General features: G+C 67.5%; 17 protein-coding genes and 2 pseudogenes. 7 read left to right on the forward strand and 12 right to left on the reverse strand.

Annotated features, from left to right (window positions below; translation table 11 throughout):
- Positions 1-143 precede the first annotated feature (143 nt).
- Positions 144-4,091, reverse strand: coding sequence for a multifunctional oxoglutarate decarboxylase/oxoglutarate dehydrogenase thiamine pyrophosphate-binding subunit/dihydrolipoyllysine-residue succinyltransferase subunit (locus tag AAYO93_RS04840; RefSeq protein ID WP_345763877.1), 3,948 nt, complete (start codon positions 4,089-4,091; stop codon positions 144-146).
- A gap of 136 nt (positions 4,092-4,227) precedes the next feature.
- On the opposite strand from AAYO93_RS04840, the gene AAYO93_RS04845 reads away from it, so the two are divergent.
- Complete coding sequence (locus AAYO93_RS04845; RefSeq protein ID WP_345763878.1) at positions 4,228-5,667, forward strand: GuaB1 family IMP dehydrogenase-related protein; 1,440 nt, start codon at positions 4,228-4,230, stop codon at positions 5,665-5,667.
- Positions 5,668-5,694: 27 nt separating this feature from the next.
- On the opposite strand, the gene AAYO93_RS04850 is transcribed toward AAYO93_RS04845, so the two are convergent.
- The 8 genes and pseudogenes from AAYO93_RS04850 to AAYO93_RS04885 all read right to left on the reverse strand — a co-directional run bounded on the left by AAYO93_RS04850 (position 5,695) and on the right by AAYO93_RS04885 (position 15,107).
- Positions 5,695-6,222 (reverse strand): hypothetical protein, encoded by a 528-nt coding sequence (locus AAYO93_RS04850; RefSeq protein WP_345763879.1) that lies wholly within the window; start codon positions 6,220-6,222, stop codon positions 5,695-5,697.
- An 85-nt stretch (positions 6,223-6,307) separates the two neighbouring features.
- Complete coding sequence (locus AAYO93_RS04855) at positions 6,308-8,020, reverse strand: DUF222 domain-containing protein (protein ID WP_345763880.1); 1,713 nt, start codon at positions 8,018-8,020, stop codon at positions 6,308-6,310.
- Between the two features lie 122 nt (positions 8,021-8,142).
- Positions 8,143-9,150, reverse strand: coding sequence for a type I glyceraldehyde-3-phosphate dehydrogenase (gene gap / locus AAYO93_RS04860; protein ID WP_345763881.1), 1,008 nt, complete (start codon positions 9,148-9,150; stop codon positions 8,143-8,145).
- Between the two features lie 143 nt (positions 9,151-9,293).
- Positions 9,294-10,241 carry a GlxA family transcriptional regulator gene (locus AAYO93_RS04865; protein ID WP_345763882.1) on the reverse strand — a complete coding sequence of 316 codons (948 nt, stop codon included), beginning with the start codon at positions 10,239-10,241 and terminating at the stop codon, positions 9,294-9,296.
- Positions 10,242-10,561: 320 nt separating this feature from the next.
- Positions 10,562-11,791 (reverse strand): annotated as a pseudogene (locus AAYO93_RS04870) (alpha-hydroxy acid oxidase); the annotation flags it as partial.
- Positions 11,784-12,605 carry a FadR/GntR family transcriptional regulator gene (locus AAYO93_RS04875; RefSeq protein WP_345763884.1) on the reverse strand — a complete coding sequence of 274 codons (822 nt, stop codon included), beginning with the start codon at positions 12,603-12,605 and terminating at the stop codon, positions 11,784-11,786. The gene AAYO93_RS04875 and the pseudogene AAYO93_RS04870, both read right to left, overlap by 8 nt.
- Before the next feature lie 92 nt (positions 12,606-12,697).
- Complete coding sequence (locus tag AAYO93_RS04880; protein ID WP_345763885.1) at positions 12,698-13,519, reverse strand: C40 family peptidase; 822 nt, start codon at positions 13,517-13,519, stop codon at positions 12,698-12,700.
- 130 nt (positions 13,520-13,649) lie between these two features.
- Entirely contained in the window at positions 13,650-15,107 is a 1,458-nt protein-coding gene (locus AAYO93_RS04885) for an MDR family MFS transporter (RefSeq protein ID WP_345763886.1), read from the reverse strand.
- A 123-nt stretch (positions 15,108-15,230) separates the two neighbouring features.
- On the opposite strand from AAYO93_RS04885, the gene AAYO93_RS04890 reads away from it, so the two are divergent.
- The 4 genes from AAYO93_RS04890 to AAYO93_RS04905 all read left to right on the forward strand — a co-directional run bounded on the left by AAYO93_RS04890 (position 15,231) and on the right by AAYO93_RS04905 (position 21,293).
- Positions 15,231-15,890: an ArsR/SmtB family transcription factor gene (locus tag AAYO93_RS04890; protein WP_345763887.1), complete on the forward strand. Its 660-nt coding sequence runs from the start codon at positions 15,231-15,233 to the stop codon at positions 15,888-15,890.
- On the forward strand, positions 15,887-17,164 hold the full coding sequence (locus AAYO93_RS04895) for an MFS transporter (protein ID WP_345763888.1): 1,278 nt from the start codon (positions 15,887-15,889) through the stop codon (positions 17,162-17,164). Before AAYO93_RS04890 ends, AAYO93_RS04895 begins: the two co-directional genes overlap by 4 nt.
- A gap of 57 nt (positions 17,165-17,221) precedes the next feature.
- On the forward strand, positions 17,222-20,974 hold the full coding sequence (locus AAYO93_RS04900; RefSeq protein WP_434056670.1) for an AAA family ATPase: 3,753 nt from the start codon (positions 17,222-17,224) through the stop codon (positions 20,972-20,974).
- A gap of 121 nt (positions 20,975-21,095) precedes the next feature.
- On the forward strand, positions 21,096-21,293 hold the full coding sequence (locus AAYO93_RS04905; RefSeq protein ID WP_345763890.1) for a hypothetical protein: 198 nt from the start codon (positions 21,096-21,098) through the stop codon (positions 21,291-21,293).
- Between the two features lie 6 nt (positions 21,294-21,299).
- Here the strand turns inward: AAYO93_RS04905 and mscL are convergent, their stop codons facing one another.
- Positions 21,300-21,728 carry a large conductance mechanosensitive channel protein MscL gene (gene mscL / locus AAYO93_RS04910; RefSeq protein WP_345763891.1) on the reverse strand — a complete coding sequence of 143 codons (429 nt, stop codon included), beginning with the start codon at positions 21,726-21,728 and terminating at the stop codon, positions 21,300-21,302.
- Between the two features lie 32 nt (positions 21,729-21,760).
- Here mscL and AAYO93_RS04915 point away from each other — a divergent pair, with 32 nt between their 5' ends.
- A complete protein-coding gene (locus tag AAYO93_RS04915; protein WP_345764961.1) occupies positions 21,761-21,925 on the forward strand; it encodes a hypothetical protein in 165 nt (54 codons plus the stop codon).
- A 62-nt stretch (positions 21,926-21,987) separates the two neighbouring features.
- Here the strand turns inward: AAYO93_RS04915 and AAYO93_RS04920 are convergent.
- Both AAYO93_RS04920 and AAYO93_RS04925 read right to left on the reverse strand, forming a co-directional pair.
- Positions 21,988-22,212, reverse strand: a pseudogene (locus AAYO93_RS04920) (FmdB family zinc ribbon protein); the annotation flags it as partial.
- Positions 22,139-22,720, reverse strand: coding sequence for a 5-formyltetrahydrofolate cyclo-ligase (locus AAYO93_RS04925; protein ID WP_345763892.1), 582 nt, complete (start codon positions 22,718-22,720; stop codon positions 22,139-22,141). The pseudogene AAYO93_RS04920 and the gene AAYO93_RS04925, both read right to left, overlap by 74 nt.
- A 34-nt stretch (positions 22,721-22,754) precedes the next feature.
- On the opposite strand from AAYO93_RS04925, the gene galU reads away from it, so the two are divergent.
- Positions 22,755-23,720 (forward strand): UTP--glucose-1-phosphate uridylyltransferase GalU, encoded by a 966-nt coding sequence (galU, locus tag AAYO93_RS04930; RefSeq protein WP_345763893.1) that lies wholly within the window; start codon positions 22,755-22,757, stop codon positions 23,718-23,720.
- The last annotated feature ends 23 nt before the right edge of the window (positions 23,721-23,743 follow it).

The raw sequence follows: 23,743 nt of genomic DNA on the forward strand, positions 1-23,743 counted from the left end.
ATCGTCTCCCTACCGCCGGGGTAGCACCGGCACGAGTGGGCACCGTTCGGATGCCCGCGGCCAGCCTACGACCGAGCCCGGATGCGCGGAAGGCCCCGGGCGTGCTGCCGGGGCCTTCCATCGTCTCGTGCCGGGCGGTGCCGCTACTGGAGGGTGACGGCCCGCTGGACGAGTTGCGCCTGCTCTTGTGCGTGACGCTTCGCAGAGCCCGCCGCCGGCGACGCCGACGGTGCGCGGGAGATCACGCCGAGTGGGCGCGGACCGAGCTTCGAGGTCTCGAGGATCATGTACGGCCAGGCGCCCTGGTTCTCGGGCTCGTCCTGAACCCAGACCAGTTCGGCGTTGGGGTAGGAGTCGACCACCTGCTTGAGCTGTGTCGCCGGCAGGGGGTAGTACTGCTCGACGCGCACCAGAGCGATCTGCGGGTTGGGGTTCTTATCGAGCTCGTTCAGCAGGTCGTAGTACAGCTTGCCCGCCATCATCAGTACCCGTCGTACCGCTCCACGGTCCGTGATGCGTGCATCGTCGATCACCGGCTCGAACTTGCCCGAGGTGAAGTCGGACACATCGCTCGACGCGCCGCGGAGGCGGAGCATCGCCTTCGGTGTGAAGACCACGAGCGGCTTGCGCGGCCGGGCGTACGCCTGGCGACGGAGCAGGTGGAAGTACGATGCCGGGGTCGAAGGACGCGCCACGGTCATGTTGTTCTCTGCGCAGAGCTGGAGGTACCGCTCGATCCTTGCGGACGAGTGGTCCGGTCCCTGGCCCTCGTATCCGTGGGGGAGCAGGAGTACCAGCGATGAGCGCTGGCCCCACTTCTGCTCAGCCGACGAGACGAACTCGTCGATGATCGTCTGTGCACCGTTCGCGAAGTCACCGAACTGTGCCTCCCACAGCACCAGCGCATCCGGTCGCTCCACCGAGTAGCCGTACTCGAAGCCCATCGCCGCGTACTCGCTGAGGAGGGAGTCGTAGATCCAGAACTTGGCCTGGTTGTCGCTGAGGTTCGCCAGCGGCAGCCATTCCTGTCCGTTCTTACGGTCGTGGAGCACCGCGTGACGCGACACGAACGTGCCGCGGCGCGTGTCCTGGCCCGCCATGCGCACCGGGGTGCCCTCGAGCAGGAGCGACCCGAGCGCGAGCAGTTCGCCGAAGCCCCAGTCGATTCCGCCGTTGCGGCTCATGTCGAGGCGCTTGGTCAGGAGCTGCTGCAGCTTCGGGTGGACCGTGAAGCCCTGGGGCGGGTTGTTGAACGCGTCGCCGATCAGGCGGATGACCGCATCGCTCACACCCGTCGTCTCCGGTTCGCCCGCACCGTCTTCATGCTGCTGGGCCTCCGGACGCTCGAGGTCGGCGACCGCCTTCGCGTCGGACGTGATGATCGGCATCGAATTGGTCTGGGCCGCGTGCGTCTCCATGAAGGCGCGCTCGAGGCGTTCCTGGAAGTCGCGGTGCGCCTGCTCGAATTCATCCTGGGTGATGTCGCCACGTCCGACGAGGGCTTCCGTGTACAGCTTGCGAACGCTGCGCTTGGCCTCGATCAGGTTGTACATCAGCGGCTGCGTCATCGACGGGTCGTCGCCCTCGTTGTGTCCGCGACGACGGTAGCTGACGAGGTCGATGACCACATCGCGCTTGAACTCCTGGCGGTACTCGAACGCGAGCTGCGACACGCGCACCACGGCCTCCGGGTCATCCCCGTTCACATGGAAGATCGGCGCCTGGATGGTCTTGGCGACATCCGTCGAGTACACAGACGAACGTGCCTCGGTCGGAGACGTGGTGAAGCCGACCTGATTGTTGATGTTGACGTGGATCGTGCCGCCGGTGCGGTAGGCACGCAGCTGCGACAGCTGCAGAGTCTCCATCACGATGCCCTGGCCGGCCATGGCCGCGTCGCCGTGGATGAGGATCGGCAGGGTCAGGAAGGTTCCCGCCGGTCGGCGGTCCTGCTTCGCGCGGACGATGCCCTCGAGAACCCCGTCGACCGCTTCGAGATGCGACGGGTTCGCCGCGAGGTAGACCGGGATCTCCTCGCCGTTCGCGCCCTTGAACGTGCCCTCGGTGCCGAGGTGGTACTTGACGTCGCCGGACCCCTGCACCGTGCGCGGGTCCTGGGTGCCCTCGAACTCGCGGAAGATCTGGCCGTACGTCTTGCCCGCGATGTTCGTCAGGACGTTGAGACGGCCGCGGTGCGCCATACCGATCGCTACCTCGTCGAGACCCGCCTCGGCAGCACCCTGGAGGATCGTATCGAGTGCCGCGATCGTGGACTCGCCGCCCTCGAGGCTGAAGCGCTTCTGGCCGACGTACTTCGTCTGCAGGAACGTCTCGAACGCCTCGGCCTCGTTCAGCTTGCCGAGGATGCGCAGCTGCTCTTCGTGCGCGATCGTCTGGTACTTGCGCTCGACCTTCTCCTGGATCCACCGGCGCTGTGCCGGGTCCTGGATGTGCATGTACTCGATACCGATCGTGCGGCAGTACGAGTCGCGGAGCACGCCGAGGATGTCGCGCAGCAGCATCTGACGCTTGTCGCCACCGAACTGACCGGTGACGAACTCGCGGTCGAGGTCCCAGAATGTCAGGCCGTGGCTGGCGATGTCGAGGTCGGGGTGCGAACGCTGGACGTACTCGAGCGGGTCGATGTCGGCCATCAGGTGGCCGCGGACACGGAACGCGTTGATCAGTTCCTGCACACGGGCCGTCTTGTCGACGGCGCTAGCCAAGTCGACGCTGATGTCCGGTGCCCAGTGGATCGGGTCGTACGGGATGCGCAGTGCGGCGAAGATGTCTTCGTAGAAGTTGCGCTTGCCGATCAGCATCTCGTGCACGATCTTGAGGAACTCGCCCGAGCCTGCGCCCTGGATCACGCGGTGGTCGTACGTGCTCGTCAACGTGATCGTCTTGCCGATCGCGAGTTCGGTGAGAGTGTGTTCGCTCGCACCCTGGAACTCGGCGGGGTACTCGAGTGCACCGGCACCGATGATGGCTCCCTGGCCCTTCATCAGGCGGGGGACCGAGTGCACGGTTCCGATACCGCCAGGGTTGGTGAGGGAGATCGTCGTGCCTGCGAAATCGGTCGCGGTCAGCTTGTTGTTGCGCGCCCGGGAGACGAGGTCTTCGTAGGCCGCGAGGAATTCGCCGAATCCCATCGTGTCCGCGCGCTTGATGCTCGGAACGAGAAGAGCACGACTGCCGTCAGGCTTCGGAAGGTCGATCGCGATGCCGAGGTTGACGTGTGCCGGGGCGACCACGGACGGCTTGCCGTCGACCTCGTCGTAGAACACGTTCTGGCTCGGGAACTCCTTGAGCGCCTGGACGAGCGCCCAGCCGATCAGGTGGGTGAACGAGACCTTGCCGCCTCGTGCGCGGCGCATGTGGTTGTTGATGACGATGCGGTTGTCGATGAGGAGCTTCGCCGGGATCGTGCGGACGCTCGTCGCCGTCGGGACCGTCAGGCTCGCATCCATGTTCGATGCCAGCGACTTCGCCATTCCGCGCAGCGGCGTCACGAGATCCTGCGGTTCGGCCTCTTCGGCGGCCTCGGTCGCCTTGATGATCGGCTGCGGTGCCGTCACCGGGGCGTCGGCCGGGACAGGTTGCGGTTTCGGCGCCACGGAGGTCGTGCGCGCCACCGGCTGGGTGCCGATGACCGGGATCGGTGCGGTGACGGGGCGCGGCTCGACTGCCGGTGCTGCGTTCTCGGGTGCAGGCGGCGGTGTCGGCGCTGCCGGCGGGGTCGGTGTCTCGGGTGCTGCGGGCGTCGTCGGTTCGGCCGGTGCAGGCGGGTTCGGTTCGGACGGTGCCGGCACCGTCGGTTCCGTGGGGGTCGGAACGCCCGGCTCACTCGGTGTGGGCGCGACCGGTTCGGTCGATGTCGCTGGTGAGGCCGGTGCCGGTGCTGCCTGCGCCGTACCGCTCTCGTCTTTCACGGTCGGGTGGTAGGTCTCGAGGATCGGCCACCACGACTTGTCGACCGAGTTCTTGTCGACGATGAACTGCTCGTAGAGTTCGTCCACGAGCCACTCATTGGCTCCGAATTCGCCCGAGGATCCGTCGTCGGTTCCTACACCGGTCAATTGGCTCGACACAGCCGATCGCCCACTCTCTCCGTTGATTTCGCATTCGATCGGGTGGCACTCGGCCACCCTCTTCTGTCCAGTCCTCAAGCCTAATCCCATTGCCGGAGGGCTGCGGGCGACTGGCTATGGGGATAGCGTTATTCCCATGCAGTTCTATGGGACGACCCCGAGTCACGATCTGACGTACTCCGATGTTTTCCTGGTTCCGTCCCGCTCGTCCGTGACGAGTCGACTCGACGTCTCGCTCGCCCCCGGTGACGGTACCGGGGCGACCATCCCCATCGTCTCCTCCAACATGAACTCCGTCACCGGCAAGCGACTTGCCGCGACGCTCGCCCGCCGGGGAGGAATCGGCGTCCTCCCGCAGGACATGCACCTGCAGGACCTGGATGACGCCATCCGCTGGGTGAAGGCGCAGCCGGTCGCCTTCGACACGCCTCATGTACTCGCCCCTGATCAGACCGTCGCCGAAGCATTGCGCCGCGTTCCCGCCGTCGAAGGGCACGGAATCGTCATTCGTGACCAGTCCGGCGAATACCTGGGTTGCATCTCTGCCTCGCAGCTCGGTACCGCCCTTCCGGATGCACGACTCGGCGACCTTCTGCACGGTGCGCTCACGTCCCTCGACGCTGACGACATCCCTGACGGCCGTGCCGCTTTCGAGGTGATGAGTGCCGCCGGCCTCGAATTCGCGCCTGTTCTCGAACACGGGCGTGTCATCGGGACGCTCAGCCTGCGCAGTGCGCTTCGGTCGACGATCTACGAACCTGCCGTCGACTCCCACGGTCGGCTGCGTGTCGCGGCCGCTGTCGGGATCAATGGTGACGTCGGTGGAAAGGCCAAAGCGCTGGCCGCTGCCGGCGTCGACGTGATCGTGATCGACACCGCTCACGGAGACCAGGAGGGGATGCGTCGCGCGATCGAGGTCGTCAAAGGTCTCGGAATGGGTCTTCCGATCGTCGCGGGCAACGTCGTCACCGACCAGGCGGTGCGAGACCTCGTCGAGGCCGGCGCGGACATCCTCAAAGTGGGTGTCGGGCCGGGCGCCATGTGCACGACCCGGATGATGACCGCTGTCGGCCGACCGCAGTTCTCCGCAGTCCTCGAAGCGTCTGCGGCGGCTCGCGAGCTCGGTGCGCACGTGTGGGCGGATGGTGGAGTGCGGTATCCGAGGGATGTCGCGCTCGCGCTCGCCGCTGGCGGTGCCTCTGTCATGATCGGGTCGTGGTTTGCGGGGACCATTGAGGCTCCGGGCGTTCTCGATCGCGATGACGCTGGTGCCCTGTACAAGGAGAGCTGGGGGATGGCCAGCACCAAGGCCGTGCAACAGCGATTCGAGCGGCTGGACGCCTACGAACTCGCGCGCAAGACCCTCTTCGCGGAGGGAATCTCGAGCTCGCGGATCTACCTGGATCCGCTTCGACCGTCGGTCGAGGATCTGCTGGACATGATCACCACCGGGCTGCGCAGTTCGTTCACCTATGCGGGTGCGCGCAGCGTCATTGAGTTCCACGATCGGGCGCTGGTCGGTATCCAGTCCGCTGCGGGCTACGAAGAAGGCAAGGCGCTGCCTGTCAGCTGGTGAGTTCGGCGTGAAAGGGTGGTCTACGCCTCAGGCGTCCTGGCTTCTGCGCGGAGCAGAACGGAGGCCACCCTCGGTCGAGGACCTCCAGCGAGTGCCGAGTGAATCCGTGAATTCCAGTGACTGGACCTTCTTTGCGTGGCTCTCGGCGAGCTTCACGCGCTCGTGTTCCGCGATGACCGTTTGGCGGCCCCATGCGCGTTGTGCGGTCTTTCCATGTGACTCGATGAAGTACCTGCCCGGCTGAAGTTTCTTGAAAGCGATCGGTTCCGCGCCGCGCTGGTGGTTGTTGCCGAGAACTGTGATCAGGACATCGTGAAATGCCGTGCTCGCCGCGTTGTGGACAAGAACACCCCAAGCCTCTCGATCTTCGTCGTCGAGATGTGCAGTGGCCCATGCTGCGCTGACTCCGAGAGCGGCCCTTCGGGCATCTCGTACGCGATCTTCCTTGAAAGTGCGCCAGGCAAAGACTGCCGCCACGCTCGCTGCGACCATTCCGGCGGCGGTCACGAGGAGGTCCAACCAGTTGGGCAGGTATTGTCCGAATTCGACACTCATGCGTTCTAGTACATCAGAATCTAAGGTGTGAGAACAGGTCAAGACCGGCGATCGGCATCCGAGATCGGTTCAGCTCGCCGTCGGGTCATGGTGGTGTGCTTTCGGGGAGGCGGATGCGTCCGCCTCGGCGCGGTGTGCGGGTTGGGTCGTGATGTGCGGGTGGGGTGAACCAGGGGGTGTTGTCCCGGATGTGAATGTCCCAGCCGTCGTCGTGCACCCGATGATGATGCTGGGAACGCAACAGGATCCCGTTGTCCAGGTCGGTCGGGCCGGTATCGCGGTCCCACCAGCGGATGTGGTGTGCTTGCGCGTAGGAGGGTGGGTGGGGGCAGCCGGTCCAGGCGCAGCCGTCGTCGCGTTCGGCGAGAGCGTGCTTCTGGGCGGGGCTGAACAGGCGTTGTTTCCGGCCCAGGTCGAGGACTTCACTGTTTCCGCCGAGGACCATCGGGATCACGTTCGCGTCGGCGGCGAGCCGCCGGGCGGTGCCGGCGCTGACCGGGGTGGGGGTTTCGTCGATCTGCGCGGTGCCGTCCCCGCTGCGCAGGTCATCCAACCCGATCCGGACGATCATCGTCACCGACGGCCGTGACCCGGGGGTGCTGCAGCCGGCCAGGTGGCGGAAGGCGTCGACCGCCCCATCCGACCGCAGCTGTGCCAGGGTGCGCGACTCGGGCATGATCGGCGACGGGTCAGCCGACCCGTCGGTGGCTGGCCCGCCCGCGGCTGCTCCGCCCGCAGCAGATCCGCCAGCGGCTACTTCGGTCCGGCTCGCGAGCTGGAACCGGACCCCGCCGGCCTGGTCCGCAGTTGTCGGGGCGGTGCCGGACCCTTCAGACTGAGACTGGCTGGCCCGGTAGTCCTGGCTGACATAGGCGGTGAGCTGTGGAACCACGTGCCCGGCAGACTCGGCGTCGAGGTACCAGTTGATGTGAGTCATCCCGTCTCGGGTGGTGCTGATCGTCAACGACCGGAGGCGACGCTGCATCTGTTCGCGGGGTTCGGTGCCGTCCTGATCGAGCCGCTCACGCACCTGCACCGCCAGTTTGCGCAGCTGCTCCACCGTCAACCCGGGCGCATGCTCGATCAGCACCCGTTCGCCCATCGCCCGCTCGTCCAGGCCGCAGCCGGGCCCGGTCTTGACCAGTTCCCGGATGATCGCCCCCGCTTGCTCGACCGACACCCGCGGACGCACAACACCGGCCGTCGGATCGGCCTCGGTATCGGCAGCGTCAGCGTCGTCGCTGAACAGTGCCTTCGCGAGGTCGGGGAACTCGGCGGGCAACGATTCGCCCTGCAGGGTGTGCCGGGGTGCGGTTGCGCGGGCGACCGCACACAACTGGCGGGCGGCCGGCAGCGGTGTCTTCCACAGTTCGGCCAGTAACGATTCGACATTCGGGTGCCCGGCCGCCTGCACCGGATCCGACTCCGAATCGAACCAACGCCCCCCTTCGAGTGCGACTATCCGGCGCAGAGCCACCGCATCCACCGCGGCCCGTATCGCGCCCAGGGCGGCCAGCGACCGGACGAGCTTCTGCGCATTGGTCAGGACTGGGCCGGCCGGCGCAGGTGCGGACCCTGCCACGAACGAGGTGGCAGGTGCGGACCCAGCCACCTCGTTCGCACCCGCACCTGCGGTCGCAGCAGTGTCGGCACCAGCGCACGCATGCGCATTCATCCCAGTGCGCGCATCCGCGCCGAACCCGCCATCCAACTCCCCATCGGCATCCGCCTCGAGGGCGCGCAGCGCATCAAGCGCTGCAGCGACCACATCGAGGTCGGAAGCCGGTGGGAAGGTCATGACTCAAGCCAACCAGCAGCCACCCACATTCGAAGCGACCAATAAACATCCTCTGACCGGCAATTTACCTGTGGAAAACTTCTGAACACCAACAAATGTGGAGGAGTGGACGAAACCCCCGATCAGAGATGGGGTCGGCGCGCGAGCAACTCCAGAGTGTCCACGACACGGTTCGAGAAGCCCCACTCGTTGTCGTACCAGGCGACCACCTTGACGTGCTTGCCATCCACCCGGGTGAGAGCGGCATCGAAGATGGAGGAGGCGGGCTGTCCGGTGATGTCGCTCGACACCAGCGGCTCGTCCGAGTAGTCCAGGATGCCCTTGAGTCCACCATCCGCGGCCGCGCGGTACGCAGCGAGAACCTCGTCGCGCGTGACCTCGCGGGAGACGGTCGTGTTCAGCTCGACGATCGATCCGACGGGTACGGGAACCCGGATGGAGTCGCCGGACAGTTTCCCTTCGAGGCCGGGAAGCACGAGACCGATGGCCTTGGCGGCGCCGGTGGTGGTCGGTACGATGTTCACCCCGGCGGCACGCGCACGACGCAGATCGCGGTGGGGTCCGTCCTGCAGGTTCTGCTCCTGCGTGTAGGCGTGAACGGTGGTCATGAATCCGTGCTCGATGCCGGCGAGATCATCCAGAACCGCAGCCAGAGGTGCAAGCGCGTTCGTCGTGCAGGACGCGTTCGAGACGATCAGGTGAGCCGCCGGGTCGTAGGCGTCGGTGTTCACGCCGTAGGCGAGGGTGACGTCTGCTCCGTCGGATGGAGCACTCACGAGCACACGCTTGGCGCCGGCGTCGAGGTGGGCTCGGGCGGCATCGGCTGAGGTGAAGCGTCCGGTCGATTCGAGCACGACGTCGACGCCGAGCTCGGCCCAGGGCAGGTTGGCGGGTTCGCGCTCCGCGAGCACGATGATGCGGCGACCGTCGACGATGAGGTCCGTGCCGTCGACTTCGACCGAGCGACCGAGGCGGCCCATCGAGCTGTCGTACTTGAGCAGGTGTGCGAGGGTCTCCGGTGCGGTCAGGTCGTTGACGGCGACGACTTCGAGGTCGCTGTCTCGCTCGAGGAGTGCACGCAGGGTGTTGCGTCCGATACGGCCGAAGCCGTTGACGGCGATGCGGGTCATGGATGGTTCCTTTCGTTCCGCCCTCCATGCTCGCGCGCCCGGGAAGGCGCCGACAGTGGCCTGAACGACAGCATGCGCAAGAAACGCGCCACGTCCTCGGTCACGGATCACAAGATTCGCGCCAGGCCGACGGCGAAGCGGAATCAGGCGGAGAACGTGTGCCGATATTCCGTCGGCGAGGTGCCGAGGATGCGCTGGAAATGCATCCGGAGGTTGGCGCCGGTACCGAGCCCGACACGGTCGGCGACCTGCTCGACGCCCAGGTCGGTGCGCTCGAGGAGTTCACGGGCGAGATCGACCCGGGCCCGAAGGACCCACTGCATCGGAGTGTAGCCGGTGTCCTCGATGAACCGTCTCGAGAAGGTGCGTGCAGAGACGCGGGCGTTACGGGCGAGCGCCTCGAGTGTCAGCGGTTCCGACAGGTGCGCGAGCGCCCACTCGCGAGTGCTGGCGAAGACGTCGCCGAGTGGCTCTGGCATGCTCCGGGGGACATACTGCGCCTGGCCGCCGCTTCGATACGGTGCCGCCACCAGACGCCGAGCGACATGATTCGAGAGTCCGACGCCGTGATCGCGCCGCACCAGGTGCAGGCACAGATCGATACCGGATGCGGCACCAGCGGATGTGAGCACGTCGCCCTCGTCCACGAACAGGACGTTCTCGTCGACGTGGATGAGCGGATGCTTCGTGGCGAGGGCTTTCGCATAGTGCCAGTGCGTGGTCGCCCGTTTGCCGTCGAGAAGACCGGTCGCCGCCAACGCGAAAGCTCCGGTGGAGATCGCGGCGAGACGGGTCCCGCGCGCGTGGGCGGCCGTGAGCGCCTTGACGACCTCGGCGGGCGGCTCGGCGGAGGCCGGTTCCCGGTAGCCGGGGATGAAGATGGTGTCCGCGATCTCGAACGCTTCGAGGCCGTCGGCGACGTGGTAGGACAGTCCGTCTCCGCCGCTCACGAGGCCGGGCTCGGCTCCGCACACGCGAACGTCGTACGGCATGCTGGGGCGGTTGGAGAACACCTGTGCAGGGATGCCGACGTCGAGCGGTTTCGCACCCTCGAGCACGAGCACGGCGACGTGGTGGTTGGTCCGACTCATCGGGTCTCCTTCGACTCGAAAGCTCGCACGAGCTGGGGCGCAGCAACTGCTCGACGCCGCTGATGCGCACCTAGGCGGGTCCGCGCCTATTCTGTACCAGTCCGCCGCTTCGGAACAGTCCGCGCTTTCGCCGACGCAGGTGCTTTCGGCTGCGCCGGAGCGTTGGCCGTGGTCCGCGCGGCCGCCGAGGCGGCTGCCTTCGACGAGGTCACGGCCGAGCGACCCGATGCGGTGGTGGAAGTGGTGCGCTTCGCGGGGGTGCGTCTCGCCGATGCGGTGGTGACGGCATCCGCTGCGGCCGCGGCGTCCGCCGCGGCGGGCGCGAGCGGCGTGAGCCGCGCGAGTTGCGTCACGTGACCCGGATTCAACTCGTCGAGCGAGGCGACGCCGAGAAGCCGCATCGTGCGGGCGATCTGACCGGCCAGGATCTCGATCGTGCGGTCGACGCCTTCACGGCCGCCGGCCATCAGTCCATAGAGGTAGGCACGTCCGATCATCGTGAACCGTGCGCCGAGGGCGATCGCTGCGACGATGTCTGCCCCCGACATGATGCCCGTGTCCAGGTGCACCTCGGTGTCGCGACCGACCTCGCGGACGACGTCTGGAAGGAGGTGGAACGGGATGGGGGCGCGGTCGAGCTGGCGACCGCCGTGATTCGAGAGGGTGATGCCGTCGACGCCCATGGCTGCGAGCTTCTTCGCATCCTCGAGGTTCTGCACACCCTTGACGACGAGCTTGCCCGGCCACTGCTCTTTGATCCAGGCCAGGTCCTCGAACGTGACAGTGGGGTCGAACATCGAGTCGAGCAGCGCGGCGACCGTTCCGGACCAGCGGTCGAGGGAGGCGAAGGCGAGCGGCTCGGTGGTGAGGAAGTTGATCCACCAGGCGGGACGGGGGATCGCGTTCACGATCGTCTTCGGAGTCAGCGTGGGCGGGATGGTCATGCCGTTGCGGGTGTCGCGGAGGCGCTGACCGGCTACCGGAACGTCGACGGTGACGAGGAGTGTGTCGAACCCGGATGCGGCGGCACGCTCGACGAGCGCCATCGAACGCTCGCGGTCCTTCCACATGTACAGCTGGAACCAGTTGCGCCCGTTCGGGTTGGCGGCCTTGACGTCCTCGATCGAGGCGGTTCCCATGGTGGAGAGGGAGAACGGGATGCCCGCGGCGCCGGCAGCTGCGGCACCGGCGCGCTCGCCCTCGGTCTGCATCATGCGCGTGAAGCCCGTCGGTGCGATACCGAACGGGAGTGCGACGGGCGCACCGAGCACCTCACGCGACATGTCGACGGTCGACACGTCCCGCAGGATCGCGGGGTTGAACTGGATGTCCTCGAACGCCTGGCGTGCACGGGCGAGCGAGATCTCGGCTTCGGCGGCACCCTCGGTGTAGTCGAATGCGGCCTTGGGAGTCCTGCGCTTCGCGATGGCGCGCAGGTCGGCGATGGTGAGCGCAGCATCCAGGCGCCGCTTCTTGCCGTCGAACTCCGGCTTCTTGAATTTCATCAGAGGAGCGAGATCGCGGGGGCGTGGGATTCGGCGTTCAACCATGATGGATGTTCCTGTCTGGGTACGGTGCGGTGGCGTAGTCGGTCGCAGTGGAGTGGTTCGGGGTGGATGCGATGATCGGGGTCAGGCGGGAGTCGCGGTAGTAGCCGCTGATGTGGTCGTGGACGATGGTCCTGGCGAGGTCGGCCTGACCGGCGTGGATGGCGGCCATGATGGTGCGGTGCTCGTCGCGCAGGCGGGAAGCCATGCCGTCCCAGTCGGGGAGCCGTTCGGCGCCGGCACGGACGTAGCCCTCGATGGAGCTGCGCAGCCCGGCCATCATCGCCGACACGACCTGGTTGTCGGCGGCGACGGCGAGCGCGAGATGGAACTGCGCGTCGAGCACGAGGAATTCCTCGGGGGTGAGAGAGGGCGCATCCATGGCATCGAGGAGCTCGATGGCCTCGCTGAGGTCACGCGTACTTGCGTCCGATCCGGTCGCCCGCCTGCCGGGGAGAGCGAGTTCGGCGAGTTCGGAGACGACCGCGGTCTCGAGGAGGAGTCGGGTACGCACGACGTCGGCGACGGGGAAGCCGCTCGCTGCGACCTGCAGCCGCATGAGGGCCTGCATGCCGCCGTTCGGCCGGGCGACGATGATCGCACCGGAGCTCGGCCCGGAGCCGGTCTGCGTGCGGATGAGGCCCATGACCTCGAGTACCCGGACTGCTTCGCGCACGCTGGAACGGCCGACATCGAGTTCGCCCGCGAGCGCACGCTCCGGGGGAAGATGGTCTCCCGGCTGGAGGCGGCCTTCGACGAGCTGGGTCTCGATGTGGGAGAGGACCAGCTCCCAGGCGCGGCGGTCGGCGACGGTCATGCTGCCTTCCTCACGCGAGTCGAGATGTGGTCAGACCACATGTGGTCCGACCACAGACTAGCGCATTGCCGCGGGGCGGGCCACAGCGGCTCCTAGGTGCCGGCGGGAAGGATGCGCGTGAAGTGGTGGGGCACGCCCTGCCAGACAGTGGTGATCTCCACCGGTCGACCGGGCGCGGGCGCCTGGATGAGGACGCCGCCGCCGAGATAGAGGCCGATGTGCTCCTCGTCGTCGAACACGACCAGATCGCCCGGGCGCGCCTGCGATTCGTCGATGCGGGTGCCCACCGCATCCTGTGCACTCACCAGGTGGACCAGGGGGATGCCGACCTCGGCATACGAGACCATCGTCAGTCCTGAGCAGTCGATGCCGTCGTGCGTCGTTCCGTCGAGCACGTACGGGTCGCCGAGGTAGGTGAGGGCTTTCGCGACGATCGTCTGTCGTGGGCCACCCACCTGGAGGGCCGCGGCGATGGCGTCGCCCGCTATGGCTCCAGCATCCCCACCCTGAGCCGACACGATCCCGGCCAGCGCCGAGGCGACCGGATCGTCACGCTGCCCGAGGGGAGAGGTGACCGAACCGGACACGGTGAGCGCCTGGAGGTGTCGCTCGCCGGCGACGGCATTCGAGTCGGAGGTCGAGACGGTGCCGACCTGGTCGGCCGGGCGCGTGTCGACCGCCGCATTAGCGGGAAGAGCGAACATGAGGCTGCAGACGAGGCCGGCAGAGGCGGCGGAAGCGGTCAGCGCCGTGCTTCGACGCGCGGAACCCGGTTTGGAGGCGATCGGACTGGCGGACGCTTTCGTGGAGCGGAGTGCTGCGGTGGAGCGCCTGCGGGTGGAGGGGGTTGCGCGGTGTCGCTTGGCCGGGGTCGCGCGACGGCGCCCGTGGGCCGCGTTCTCTCTGTGCTGCATGTGCTCCAACTTGCTGACGTGTCGCTCCCCGGGGGACGCGGACGGCGTGCGCAGATCGGACGCAGACCGTCTACCACCCTAACGTGGGTCAGCTGGGCGACCTTCGAGGGCGCCGGTAGAGCCGGCTGGGTCAGGCAGTGCCCTCGTCCGGCAGCGCCCTCGGCCGGGCCATCTCGATGTCCTCGACGCGGCCATTCGGCATGGCGAGCCCCGCCGTGATCGTCAGGACGGCCGCGATCGCGACCGCGAGGAACACCGCACTGCCGGCGGATTCGACCGTGGCCGGGTCATGTTCCCCCTGGGACGACGAGGCGATGATCGCGTTGGCGATCGCCCCGAAGATCGCCACGCCGACCGAACTTCCGATCGACCGGGCGAACAGGTTGGCGCCGGTGACGACTCCGCGCTCGTTCCAGGGGACGCTCGACTGGGCTGCGATGAGGGTCGGCGTCGCGACCAGCCCCATCCCCAGACCGACGATGAAGCAACTGACGGCCACGAGGGCGACACTCGGGTGCGACGAAGTGAGGAAGAGGGAGACGGCCCCGATGATCGCGACACCCATGCCGAGCAGCGCGGTGTTGCGGAATCCGATGCGCAGGTAGAAGCGACCGGACAGGGAGGCGCTGATCGGCCATCCGATCGTGAGGGCCGCGACCGCGAGCCCGGCGACAACGGGGACGGCTCCGATCGACCCTTCGAGATAGGTCGGCACATAAGAGGTGAGTCCGATGAGCATCGCACCGACGCCGAGCGAGATCAGCGTCGTCGTCACCAGGAGCCGACGCGAGAAGATCCAGAGCGGGAGGACGGGTTCTGCCGCCCGCCGCTCGACCAGGACGAACGCGATGAGGAGGAGACCGCTGAGCACGAAGGCGCCGATGCTCTGCACCGAATTCCAGGCCCAGGCCTGACCGCCCTCGAGCACGGCAAGGATGAGCAGGGTCATCCCTGCCGTGAGCAATACCGCGCCGGCGTAGTCGATGCGGTGGCGCCGGGGCTCGATGCTCTCGTGGAAGTTCCGGATGATCATCCACCCGGCGATGAAGCACAGCGGGATGTTGACGAAGAAGATCCACCGCCACGACGTGAACTGGGAGAACACGCCTCCCAGCGTCGGTCCCACGACGGAGGAGATCGCCCAGACACTCGCAAGGTAGCCCTGAACCTTCGCGCGTTCCGCGACGGTGTAGATGTCGCCGGCGATCGTGACGGCCATCGGCTGCACGGCTCCCGCACCGAGACCCTGGACGACGCGGAAAGCGATGAGTGCGGGCATGCTCCACGCGAAGCCGCAGAGGATCGATCCGAGCAGGAACAGCGAGATCCCGATGAGGATGATCGGCTTGCGCCCGACCGTGTCGGCGAGCTTCGCGTAGACGGGAACGGAGGCGGCCTGCGCGAGGAGATACACGGAGAACAGCCACGGGAACTGCGAGAAGCCGCCGAGATCGGCGACGATCGAAGGGACGGCGGTCGCGAGGATCGTTGCATCGATGGCGACGAGCCCCGTCGTCAGCATGAGCGCGATCAGCACCGGCCCCCGCTCCGAACGGAACCCGACTCCTTCACGTACGGCGGTGGACATGGGCCTCCTGGGCGGTTGCTTGCGAACGACGACTCTCAGAACAACGTACGCGTTCCGGCAGCATTCCCGCGGCGCGTGCGATCCGGGTTGCTCCTGTCCTTGAGCTGGTGCATAATGTGAAACATGTCTTTCACATCGGATGGCGAAGCCGGCCGGCCAGAGGTGCGCCGCGCGGTCACCGACGTGCGCGCGCTCCGCGCCCTCGCGCATCCGCTGCGCCTCGCGCTCCTCAACCACCTGATGACGTTCGGCGCCCAGACGGCCAGCCAGTGCGCCGAAGTGGTGGGCTCGACCGCCTCGAACTGCAGCTACCACCTCCGTTCGCTCGCGCGGTTCGGGCTCGTCGAATCGGTCGATCCGGTGGACGGCCGCGAGCGCCCTTGGCGGAGCACCGCGACCGGGCTTCAGTTCGGCGCGACGGACGACCAGGCGACGACGCTCGGCGTCGACTCGGCCGAACGCCTGCTCGTCGAGAAGCAGATCGACGACGAAGCGAACCTGACCCGTCGTGCCGTCGCCCAGCGCGACGAGACCCCGGCCGGATGGCGCGACGCGATGATGCTCTCCGGGTACGCACTGCGCATGACCCCGGAAGAACTGCGGGCGCTCGGCGAGAAGCTGGATGCGCTGATCCGCCCCTACATCGGCCTCACCCGCACCGACGCCCCCGCCGACAGCGATGTGGTCGAACTGCGCCTGAACGCCTACCTGCACCCGGATGCGCTGCGAACGGCGGCCGCGCAGGGCAGGAACACCCCCGCGACGAAGGACGACGAGCGATGACAGACACCCTCTCCGCGGCTCCGCGACTGCGCTCGCCGCTGCGCCAGCGCAACTTCGGCCTGGTCTGGGCCAGCAGCTTCGTCTCCGACGCCGGCGACTGGCTGCTGATGATCGCGCTGCCGCTCTTCGCCTTCGCCGTGACCGGCTCGGCGCTCGGCGCATCCACGGTCTTCCTGGCCGAGCTGATCCCGATGCTCGTGCTCGGCAGCTTCCTCGGGGTGCTCGTCGACCGCTGGGACCACCGCCGCACGATGATCGTCGTGAACCTGGTGCAGGGCGCCTTCCTTCTTCCTCTTCTCTTCGCGTCGGCCGAACACATCTGGATCGTCTACCTCGTCGCCGCGGTCGAGGCATGTCTCGCTGCGCTCTTCAACCCCGCGAAACAGGCGCTCGTCCCACGCCTGGTGGCGCCGGAACAACTCGGCACCGGCAACGCTCTCATGGCGGTGAGCGAGAACCTCGCGCGGCTGATCGGCTCGCCGCTCGGCGGCCTCGCCTTCGCGACCGTCGGCCTGCCCGGCGTGGTCATGGTGGATGCCGCCACCTACATCGTCAGCGCCATCCTCGTCGCCCTGAGCCGCACGCTGCCTGCACGCGACGAGCCCGAGGACGGCCCGCTGCCGCGCATCCACTTCCTCCGCCAGTGGGTGGACGGGATCTCGACCATCCGCCGAACCCGTCCGCTCGGTGCGATCTCCGTCATCACCCTGCTCGGGCAGTTCTCGCAGGGCATCTTCCTCGTCCTCTTCATCGTCTACGTGGTGCAGCAGCTCGATGCGGGCGATACCGCGGTGGGGCTGCTGCGCGGTGTCCAGGCGATCGGGGGAGTGGCGGGTGGCCTGCTCGTGGGTGCGCTCATCCGCAGGTTCTCTCCCCAGACGCTGGTCGGCTGGGGCTACGTGGCCTTCGGTGCGATCTCAATGCTCACCTGGAATCTGTACGGGGTCACTACGGCGATCTGGGTGTACGTCGGGCTCTTCATCGTCGTGGGCATCCCGGCCGTGGCGACCTCGGCCGGCACGATCACGATCGTCCAGAAAGTGACGCCGCCGGATGCGCTGGGCCGTGTCATCGCCAGCTTCGGGACGCTCGGCGGGGCAGCGCAGGGCCTCGGGCTGCTCGCCGCAGGCCTTCTCGTCGAACACCTGGACGTGGTGGCCATCCTGAACGGCCAGGCGATCATCTACATCGTGTGCGGCCTCATCGGATTGATCTTCCTCGGCCGGGTCGGTGCGAGGGGGAGGGCCGGCTCGAGGGCCGATGCCGCCCAGTAGCGCGAAACTCGCCCTGATTGCCGGGGAAATCCGCCGCCGGGCACGTATGGTGGCCGTGTGTGGCGACTCGACAGAAGACATGAGGACGACGACGTGACGTCGGATTCCCGGACCGGCGACGCCCTCAACCCCCGGAACTCCACCGAGCCTCACAAGCTGAGCCTCGGGGACCCGAGCGTGACCGCGGGTAACATCGCCGAACCGGTGTGGCGACGGTGGCGCGAGGAACTCGCGAATGTCGGCGGGCGCTCGCCGCTCCTCCACTTCGACGACAGCGCCCGCACGCGCATCGAGCTGAGCTCGACCCATCCGGGCGGCCTCCCGCAGTTCATCACCGGCCAGAGCACGCTGCTGTCCAGCCTCATCCGCGACGAGCTCGCGCTGCGCAACGCCCGCCTCGCTGCCAATGCGATCACGTCTAAAGGGATCGAGCTGCGCTCGGTGCGCGGCATCGAGTCCGTCCACCTGGCGATCGGGCTCGCCCAGTGGCGGCACGGCGGCGACGAGTTCATGGCGCCGATCCTGCTGCGGCCCCTCGCGATCCGGCGCTACGGACGCGACTTCGAGCTGAAGCTCAAGGGGCAGCCGTTCCTCAACCCGGAGCTCGCACGCGCACTGTCCGAGCAGTTCCAGATCACGCTCGACGCTGACGCGTTCGTCGCGCTCGCGCTCACGAACGGCGTCTTCAAGCCCCAGCCCGTCATCGACCGGCTGCGCGGACTCACCTCCCACCTCGCTTGGTTCAACGTGCTGCCGCGCCTGGTGGTGTCGTCGTTCGCGGATGTGGCGAGCGGGATGCGCGCCGATGCCGACGATCTCGACAACCCGGTCCTCGACGCCCTCGCAGGCAACCCATCCGCCCGCCGCGCGATCGAGGAGGCGTACCGGCCGGTCGAGACGATCGGGCAGGACGAGCGCCCGCCAGCGACCGATACGCTGCTGCTCGACGCGGACGAAGAGCAGGAGAACGTCGTCGCGCAGATCGGCGCAGGAAACTCCCTCGTCGTGAAGACGCTGCCCGGCACCGGCGGAACCCAGACGATCGTCAACGCGATCGGAGTGCTCGTCGCCCAGCACAAGCGTGTGCTCGTGGTCAGCCCCCGGCGCTCCAGTCTCGACGACATCGCGCACCGGCTGACGCAGGTGGGGCTTCCTGGCCTGGCCGTCACCCCGCGCACCTTGCGCCGTGACGTCATCCAGTCGATCGGACGCAACGAGAAGGCGACGCAGCCGCGGGTGACCGAAGTCGACGACGCGCTCGTGCGGCTCCGCAAGGTCCTGCTCGACTACCGGCATGCGCTCGTGCGCCGCGACCCGGTGCTCGGTGTCTCGGTGCTCGACGCCATCCACGAACTGTCCCGTCTGGCGCTCCTTCCCACGCCGCCGTCGACGACCGCTCGCCTCGACCGGCTCTCGATCGAGCTGCTCGCGACCGACCGGTCGGATGCGGCGGATGCGCTCATCAAAGCGGCCAGGCTCGGCGAGTTCCGCTACGGACCCAACGATTCGCCCTGGTACGGCGCGTCGTTCGTGACCACCGCTGAAGGCAACGCTGCGCACGAGCTCGCCAAGAAACTGAACCGCGCGGAGCTTCCGCGCCTGCTCGACCGGGCGAACACGCTGATCGGGCAGACGCGGATGCGCCCCTTCGAGTCGATCGCCGAGCTCGGCGTCTACCTGCGACTGCTTCTCGACGTGCGCGAGACACTCGACAAGTTCCAGCCCGCCGTCTACGACCGCTCGCTCGCCGAACTGATCGCCGCCACGTCGAACCGGCGGGATGCCCCCAACATGTCCGGCGCGAACCGGCGTCGCCTGCGCAAGCTGGCGCTCGAATACGTGCGCCCGGGCGTTCACGTCACCGACCTCAACGAGAGCCTGCGCCGCATCCAGCAGCAGCGCATCCTCTGGCAGCGTTTCGCTGCGGCCGGCGTGGTTCCGGAGGTCCCGGTGGGGATCGCGGATGTCATGGTCGCCTACCAGCGGGTCGCCGAAGACCTGGCCCGGCTCGACATCCCGCTGCGGCGCGTCGGCACGCCGCACTCTCTGCCGGTCCTCCCGATCTCCCAGCTGACGACGCAACTCGCGGGGCTCGCGGCCGACTCCGAAGTGCTCGCCAACCTGCAGGAGCGCACCGCGCTTCTCGTCTCGCTGCGCGACCGCAACCTGGACCCGCTGCTCTCCGACCTGTCGGAGCGCCATGTGCCGGAAAGCCAGGTGAGCGCGGAACTCGAGCTCGCCTGGTGGCAGTCGGTGCTGGAGACACTGCTGGCGGGGGATCGCGCACTGCTCAACGCCAACACCGGTGTGCTCGACCGGCTCGAAGCAGACTTCCGCCTCGTCGATGAAGCACACGCGTCGGCCACCGGCCAGCAGTTGGCGTGGATGCTCGCCGAGACCTGGAAGATCGGCGTCGTCGACTGGCCGGACGAGGCCACCGCGCTGCGCCGCGTGCTGAAGGGTGAACGCACGACGGCCGAGACCCTCAACGCGGTCGCGCCGCACCTTGCGCGCGCGCTCGCACCGGTCTGGCTGGCGTCGCCGTATGAGGTCCCCGACATCACCACAGACCTCGCCTTCGACGCCGTTCTCATCGTGGACGCGGGCGCCTCCAGCCTCGCCGAGAATGTCGGCGTCGTGCGACGCGCGCGTCAGATCGTCGCGTTCGGCGACCCGGTAACGCAGACGCCGTCGCCGTTCGAGATCGGGCTCCACGAACTGGCGGAGGAACCTGACGACCTCGATGTCGACGGGATGCACGCCGACTCGGCACTCGCCCAACTGAGCGAACTCCTTCCGGTCTTCACACTCACTCGCAGCTACCGCGCGGGCGGCGAGGACCTCGCAGACCTGGTCAACCGGCGCTTCTATGGCGGAAAGATCGACTCGCTGCCGTGGGCGGGCACCTATCTCGGGCACGGCAGCCTCACCCTCAACTACGTCGAGGGCGGGCATGGCATGCCGGATGCGGACAGCGGCGCCGTCGAAAGCGTCGATGCAGAGGTCTCCAAAGTCGTCGACCTCGTGCTCGATCACGCGCTGAACCGTCCGCGCGAATCCCTGATGGTGATCACGGCTAGTGCCCGCCACGCGGTGCGCGTGCACCAGGCGGTGCTGGCTGCGTTCGCCTCCCGCAGCGACCTGGCGGACTTCATCCTGAAGGACCGCGCCGAACCGTTCACCGTCGTGACCCTGGAGCAGTCGGTCGCCCAGAGCCGCGACCGGGTCATCTTCTCGATCGGCTACGGGCGCACCCCGCACGGGCGCCTCCTGTCGAACTTCGGGGCCCTCGCGGAACCGGGCGGCGAACGCCTGCTCGCGGTCGGGATGACCCGCGCGCGCCGTTCGATGGACATCGTCTCCTGCTTCGCTCCCGACGACATCGACGACTCGAGGATGCGCCACGGTATCGTCGCGCTGGCCCAGGTGCTGAGCGAGGCGGATGCGATCCAGTCGGCCGAATTCATGGTCGAGGAGAGCGAGCCCATGCTCGTCGATCTCGCCAAGCGTCTCGAGCGGCGCGGACTCACGGTGCGCCTCGGCTACCGCGGCAAGCTCGCGCTCGTCGCTTCGCACCAGGGGCGTGCGGTCGCGATCGAGACGGATGCGGTCGTCAACCAGGGGAGCCTGCGCGAGTCGCTCCGCCTGCGTCCCGAAGTGCTGCGCCGCCTCGGCTGGCACTACCTCCGGGTGCACAGCTTCGAACTGTTCGCGGACCCGGATGCGGTGGCCGCGCGGATCGCCCGTCTCATCGGCGTGACCGATGTCAGTACTGAGACGGCGCCCATCCAGATCCCTGTCGCTGTCTGACCCGTTGCGTCGCGCTGCGGGCCCGAATGGGTCAGGATCCGCTGGTTCCGGTGCTGCCCACCAGCGGAAGGTGGCCCATCGGCGCCGAGTTGATGTGCCCGGGCGCGGCTACGCTTGAAGGATGAGCCAGAAGCCGGTGCGACGCGGACCCAGGCGGGCGCAGTTGCCCGCGGTGCCCGGCACCGACGCGACTCCGCAGGCTGTCCCTGCGCAGCCGGATGCCCCGACGCGGGCAGGTGAGGACACCGACCGCGCCTGGGGTGACTCCTCCGACTCCAACGACGACCGTCTGAAGCGCGACGTTCCGCCGCACTGGTGACGCGGTCTACGCGTCGGGCGTGTGCCTGCCGCCGGCGGGGGTCTGGTCCTTCGCGAGGAGGTCGCGGATCTCGGTGAGGAGATCGAGTTCGGTGACGGGAGTGTCCGCATCCACCACGCCCGTGTCGCGGCGCTTCTGCGCGCGCTCCTTCGCGAGGTTGATCGGGAAGACGAACACGAAGTAGACGACGACGGCCACGATCAGGAACTGGATGATGGCGCCGAGCACGGAGCCGAGGAGGATCTGCGACCTGCCGACCTGGATGACCGCGACATTCTTGAGGTCGTCCGCGTGGAAGAACGCGCCGATCAGCGGGTTGAAGATCCCGTTGACGATCGAGTTGACGACGCCGGTGAATGCGGCGCCGATGACGACGGCGACAGCCAGGTCGATGACGTTGCCACGGAGGATGAACTCCCTGAAACCTTTGAGCATGAGAGCTCCTTTCGTCGAATCAGGACGCGGAGGTGGTGCTTGACGGTGTGGAGGAAGAGGACGAAGAGGACGAGGAAGAGGTCGAGGGTGCCGAGCCGGTGGAGGTGGTGGCCGGGGCCGGCGCGGACGAACCGGACCCCGAAGAACCGGACCCGGAATCCTTCGAAGCGCCGCTCGGGCGCGAATCGGTGCGGTAGAAGCCGGAGCCGTTGAACGTCACGCCGACGGCGCTGAACACCTTGCGCAGCGCGCCGCCGCAGTTCGGGCAGTCGGTGAGCGAGTCGTCGGTGAACGACTGCTGGATGTCGAAGGCGTGACCGCAGGTCGGGCACTTGTAGGAATAGGTGGGCACTTTCGCCTCGGCTTTCAGGGGGTATCGCTGGACGCCGCCGCGCTCACGAAGCGCTCGGCTACGAGAACTGGACGATCCTGGTCGGAGTGACCGCGCCGTCGACGGGCTGGTCGTGCTTCTCCCGGGGGACATCGTCGACGAGTTCGCTATCGAACACTACGGCGTATACAGGTGGACATTTTTCCATGCTGCCGAGGGTTTTGTCGAAATAGCCCCGGCCCCACCCCATGCGCATGCCGGTCGCGTCGATGGCGGCGGCGGGTATCACGATGAGGTCTACATCGTTGATGGCGATCGGACCGAGCAGCTCGCCGACCGCCTCGGGCATGCCGTACAGGCCTTCGGTCTCAGACTCTCCGTCGCCCGTCGTCCAGTCGAGCAGGCCGTCTTCGCGGGTGATCGGAAGCAGCACCCGGATGCCCTGGCGATGTGCCCAGTTGAGGAACGGCCGGGTGTTCGGTTCGACCGCGGTCGAGAGATACGCGGCGATCGAACGAGCAGAGAGATCGGTGGCCAGATCGACCAGATTTCGGGTGATCCCCGCGGTCGCCGCGTCGCGTTCCGGAGCGGTCAGATTCCGTCGTCGCTCGCGCAGTTCGGCACGCAGTGCGCGCTTGCGGTTGCCTGCGTCGGGGTCCATGTACGTCATCCTAAATGCCGATAACCTGTCCCACATGGCAATCAAAGTGACCAAGGCGGTAATTCCGGCGGCGGGGCTCGGCACCAGATTCCTTCCTGCGACCAAGGCGATGCCGAAGGAGATGCTTCCCGTCGTCGACAAACCGGCCATCCAGTACGTGGTCGAGGAGGCCGTCGACGCGGGCCTCCACGACGTGCTCATGGTGACCGGCCGCAACAAGAACGCGCTCGAGAACCATTTCGACCGCAACACCGAACTCGAGGCCTCACTGCAGAAGAAGGGCGACATCGCCCGCCTGCAGAAGGTCATGTACTCGACCGACCTCGCCGACATGCACTACGTGCGACAGGGGGATCCGAAGGGTCTGGGTCACGCGGTCCTCCGCGCCAAGATGCACGTGGGACGCGAGCCGTTCGCCGTGTTGCTCGGCGATGACATCATCGACAGCCGCGATGTGCTGCTGAAACGGATGCTCGAGGTGCAGGAGGCGCGCAATGCGACCGTGATCGCGCTCCTGGAGGTCGACCCCGACCAGATCCACCTCTACGGTGCGGCTGCGGTCGAGGCGACGGATGAGGACGACGTGGTGCGGGTGACCGGCCTCGTCGAGAAGCCGGACCGCGAGAACGCGCCGTCGAACTACGCGATCATCGGTCGCTACGTGCTGCGCCCGGAGGTCTTCGACGTCCTGGAGCAGACCGAACCCGGCAAGGGCGGCGAGATCCAGCTGACCGACGCGCTGCAGAAGATGGCGGCGGCCCCGGAATGGACGGGTGGCGTGTACGGGGTCGTGTTCCGCGGTCGGCGCTACGACACCGGTGACCGGCTCGACTACATCAAGGCCATCGTGCAGCTGGCCGTCGACCGGGAAGACCTCGGGCCCGCACTCCGCCCCTGGCTGCGGACGTTCGTCGAGGACCTCGACGACAGGCCGCCCGTCGATGACATCGTCGTGGAGATGCCCGTCGCAGTCAGCGACAGCATGGACGCCGGTCGCTGAGACCGCAGATCAGGAGAGGCCCG

Source organism: Diaminobutyricibacter sp. McL0608, from assembly GCF_039613825.1.
In the GTDB taxonomy this organism is placed as follows: domain Bacteria; phylum Actinomycetota; class Actinomycetes; order Actinomycetales; family Microbacteriaceae; genus Diaminobutyricibacter.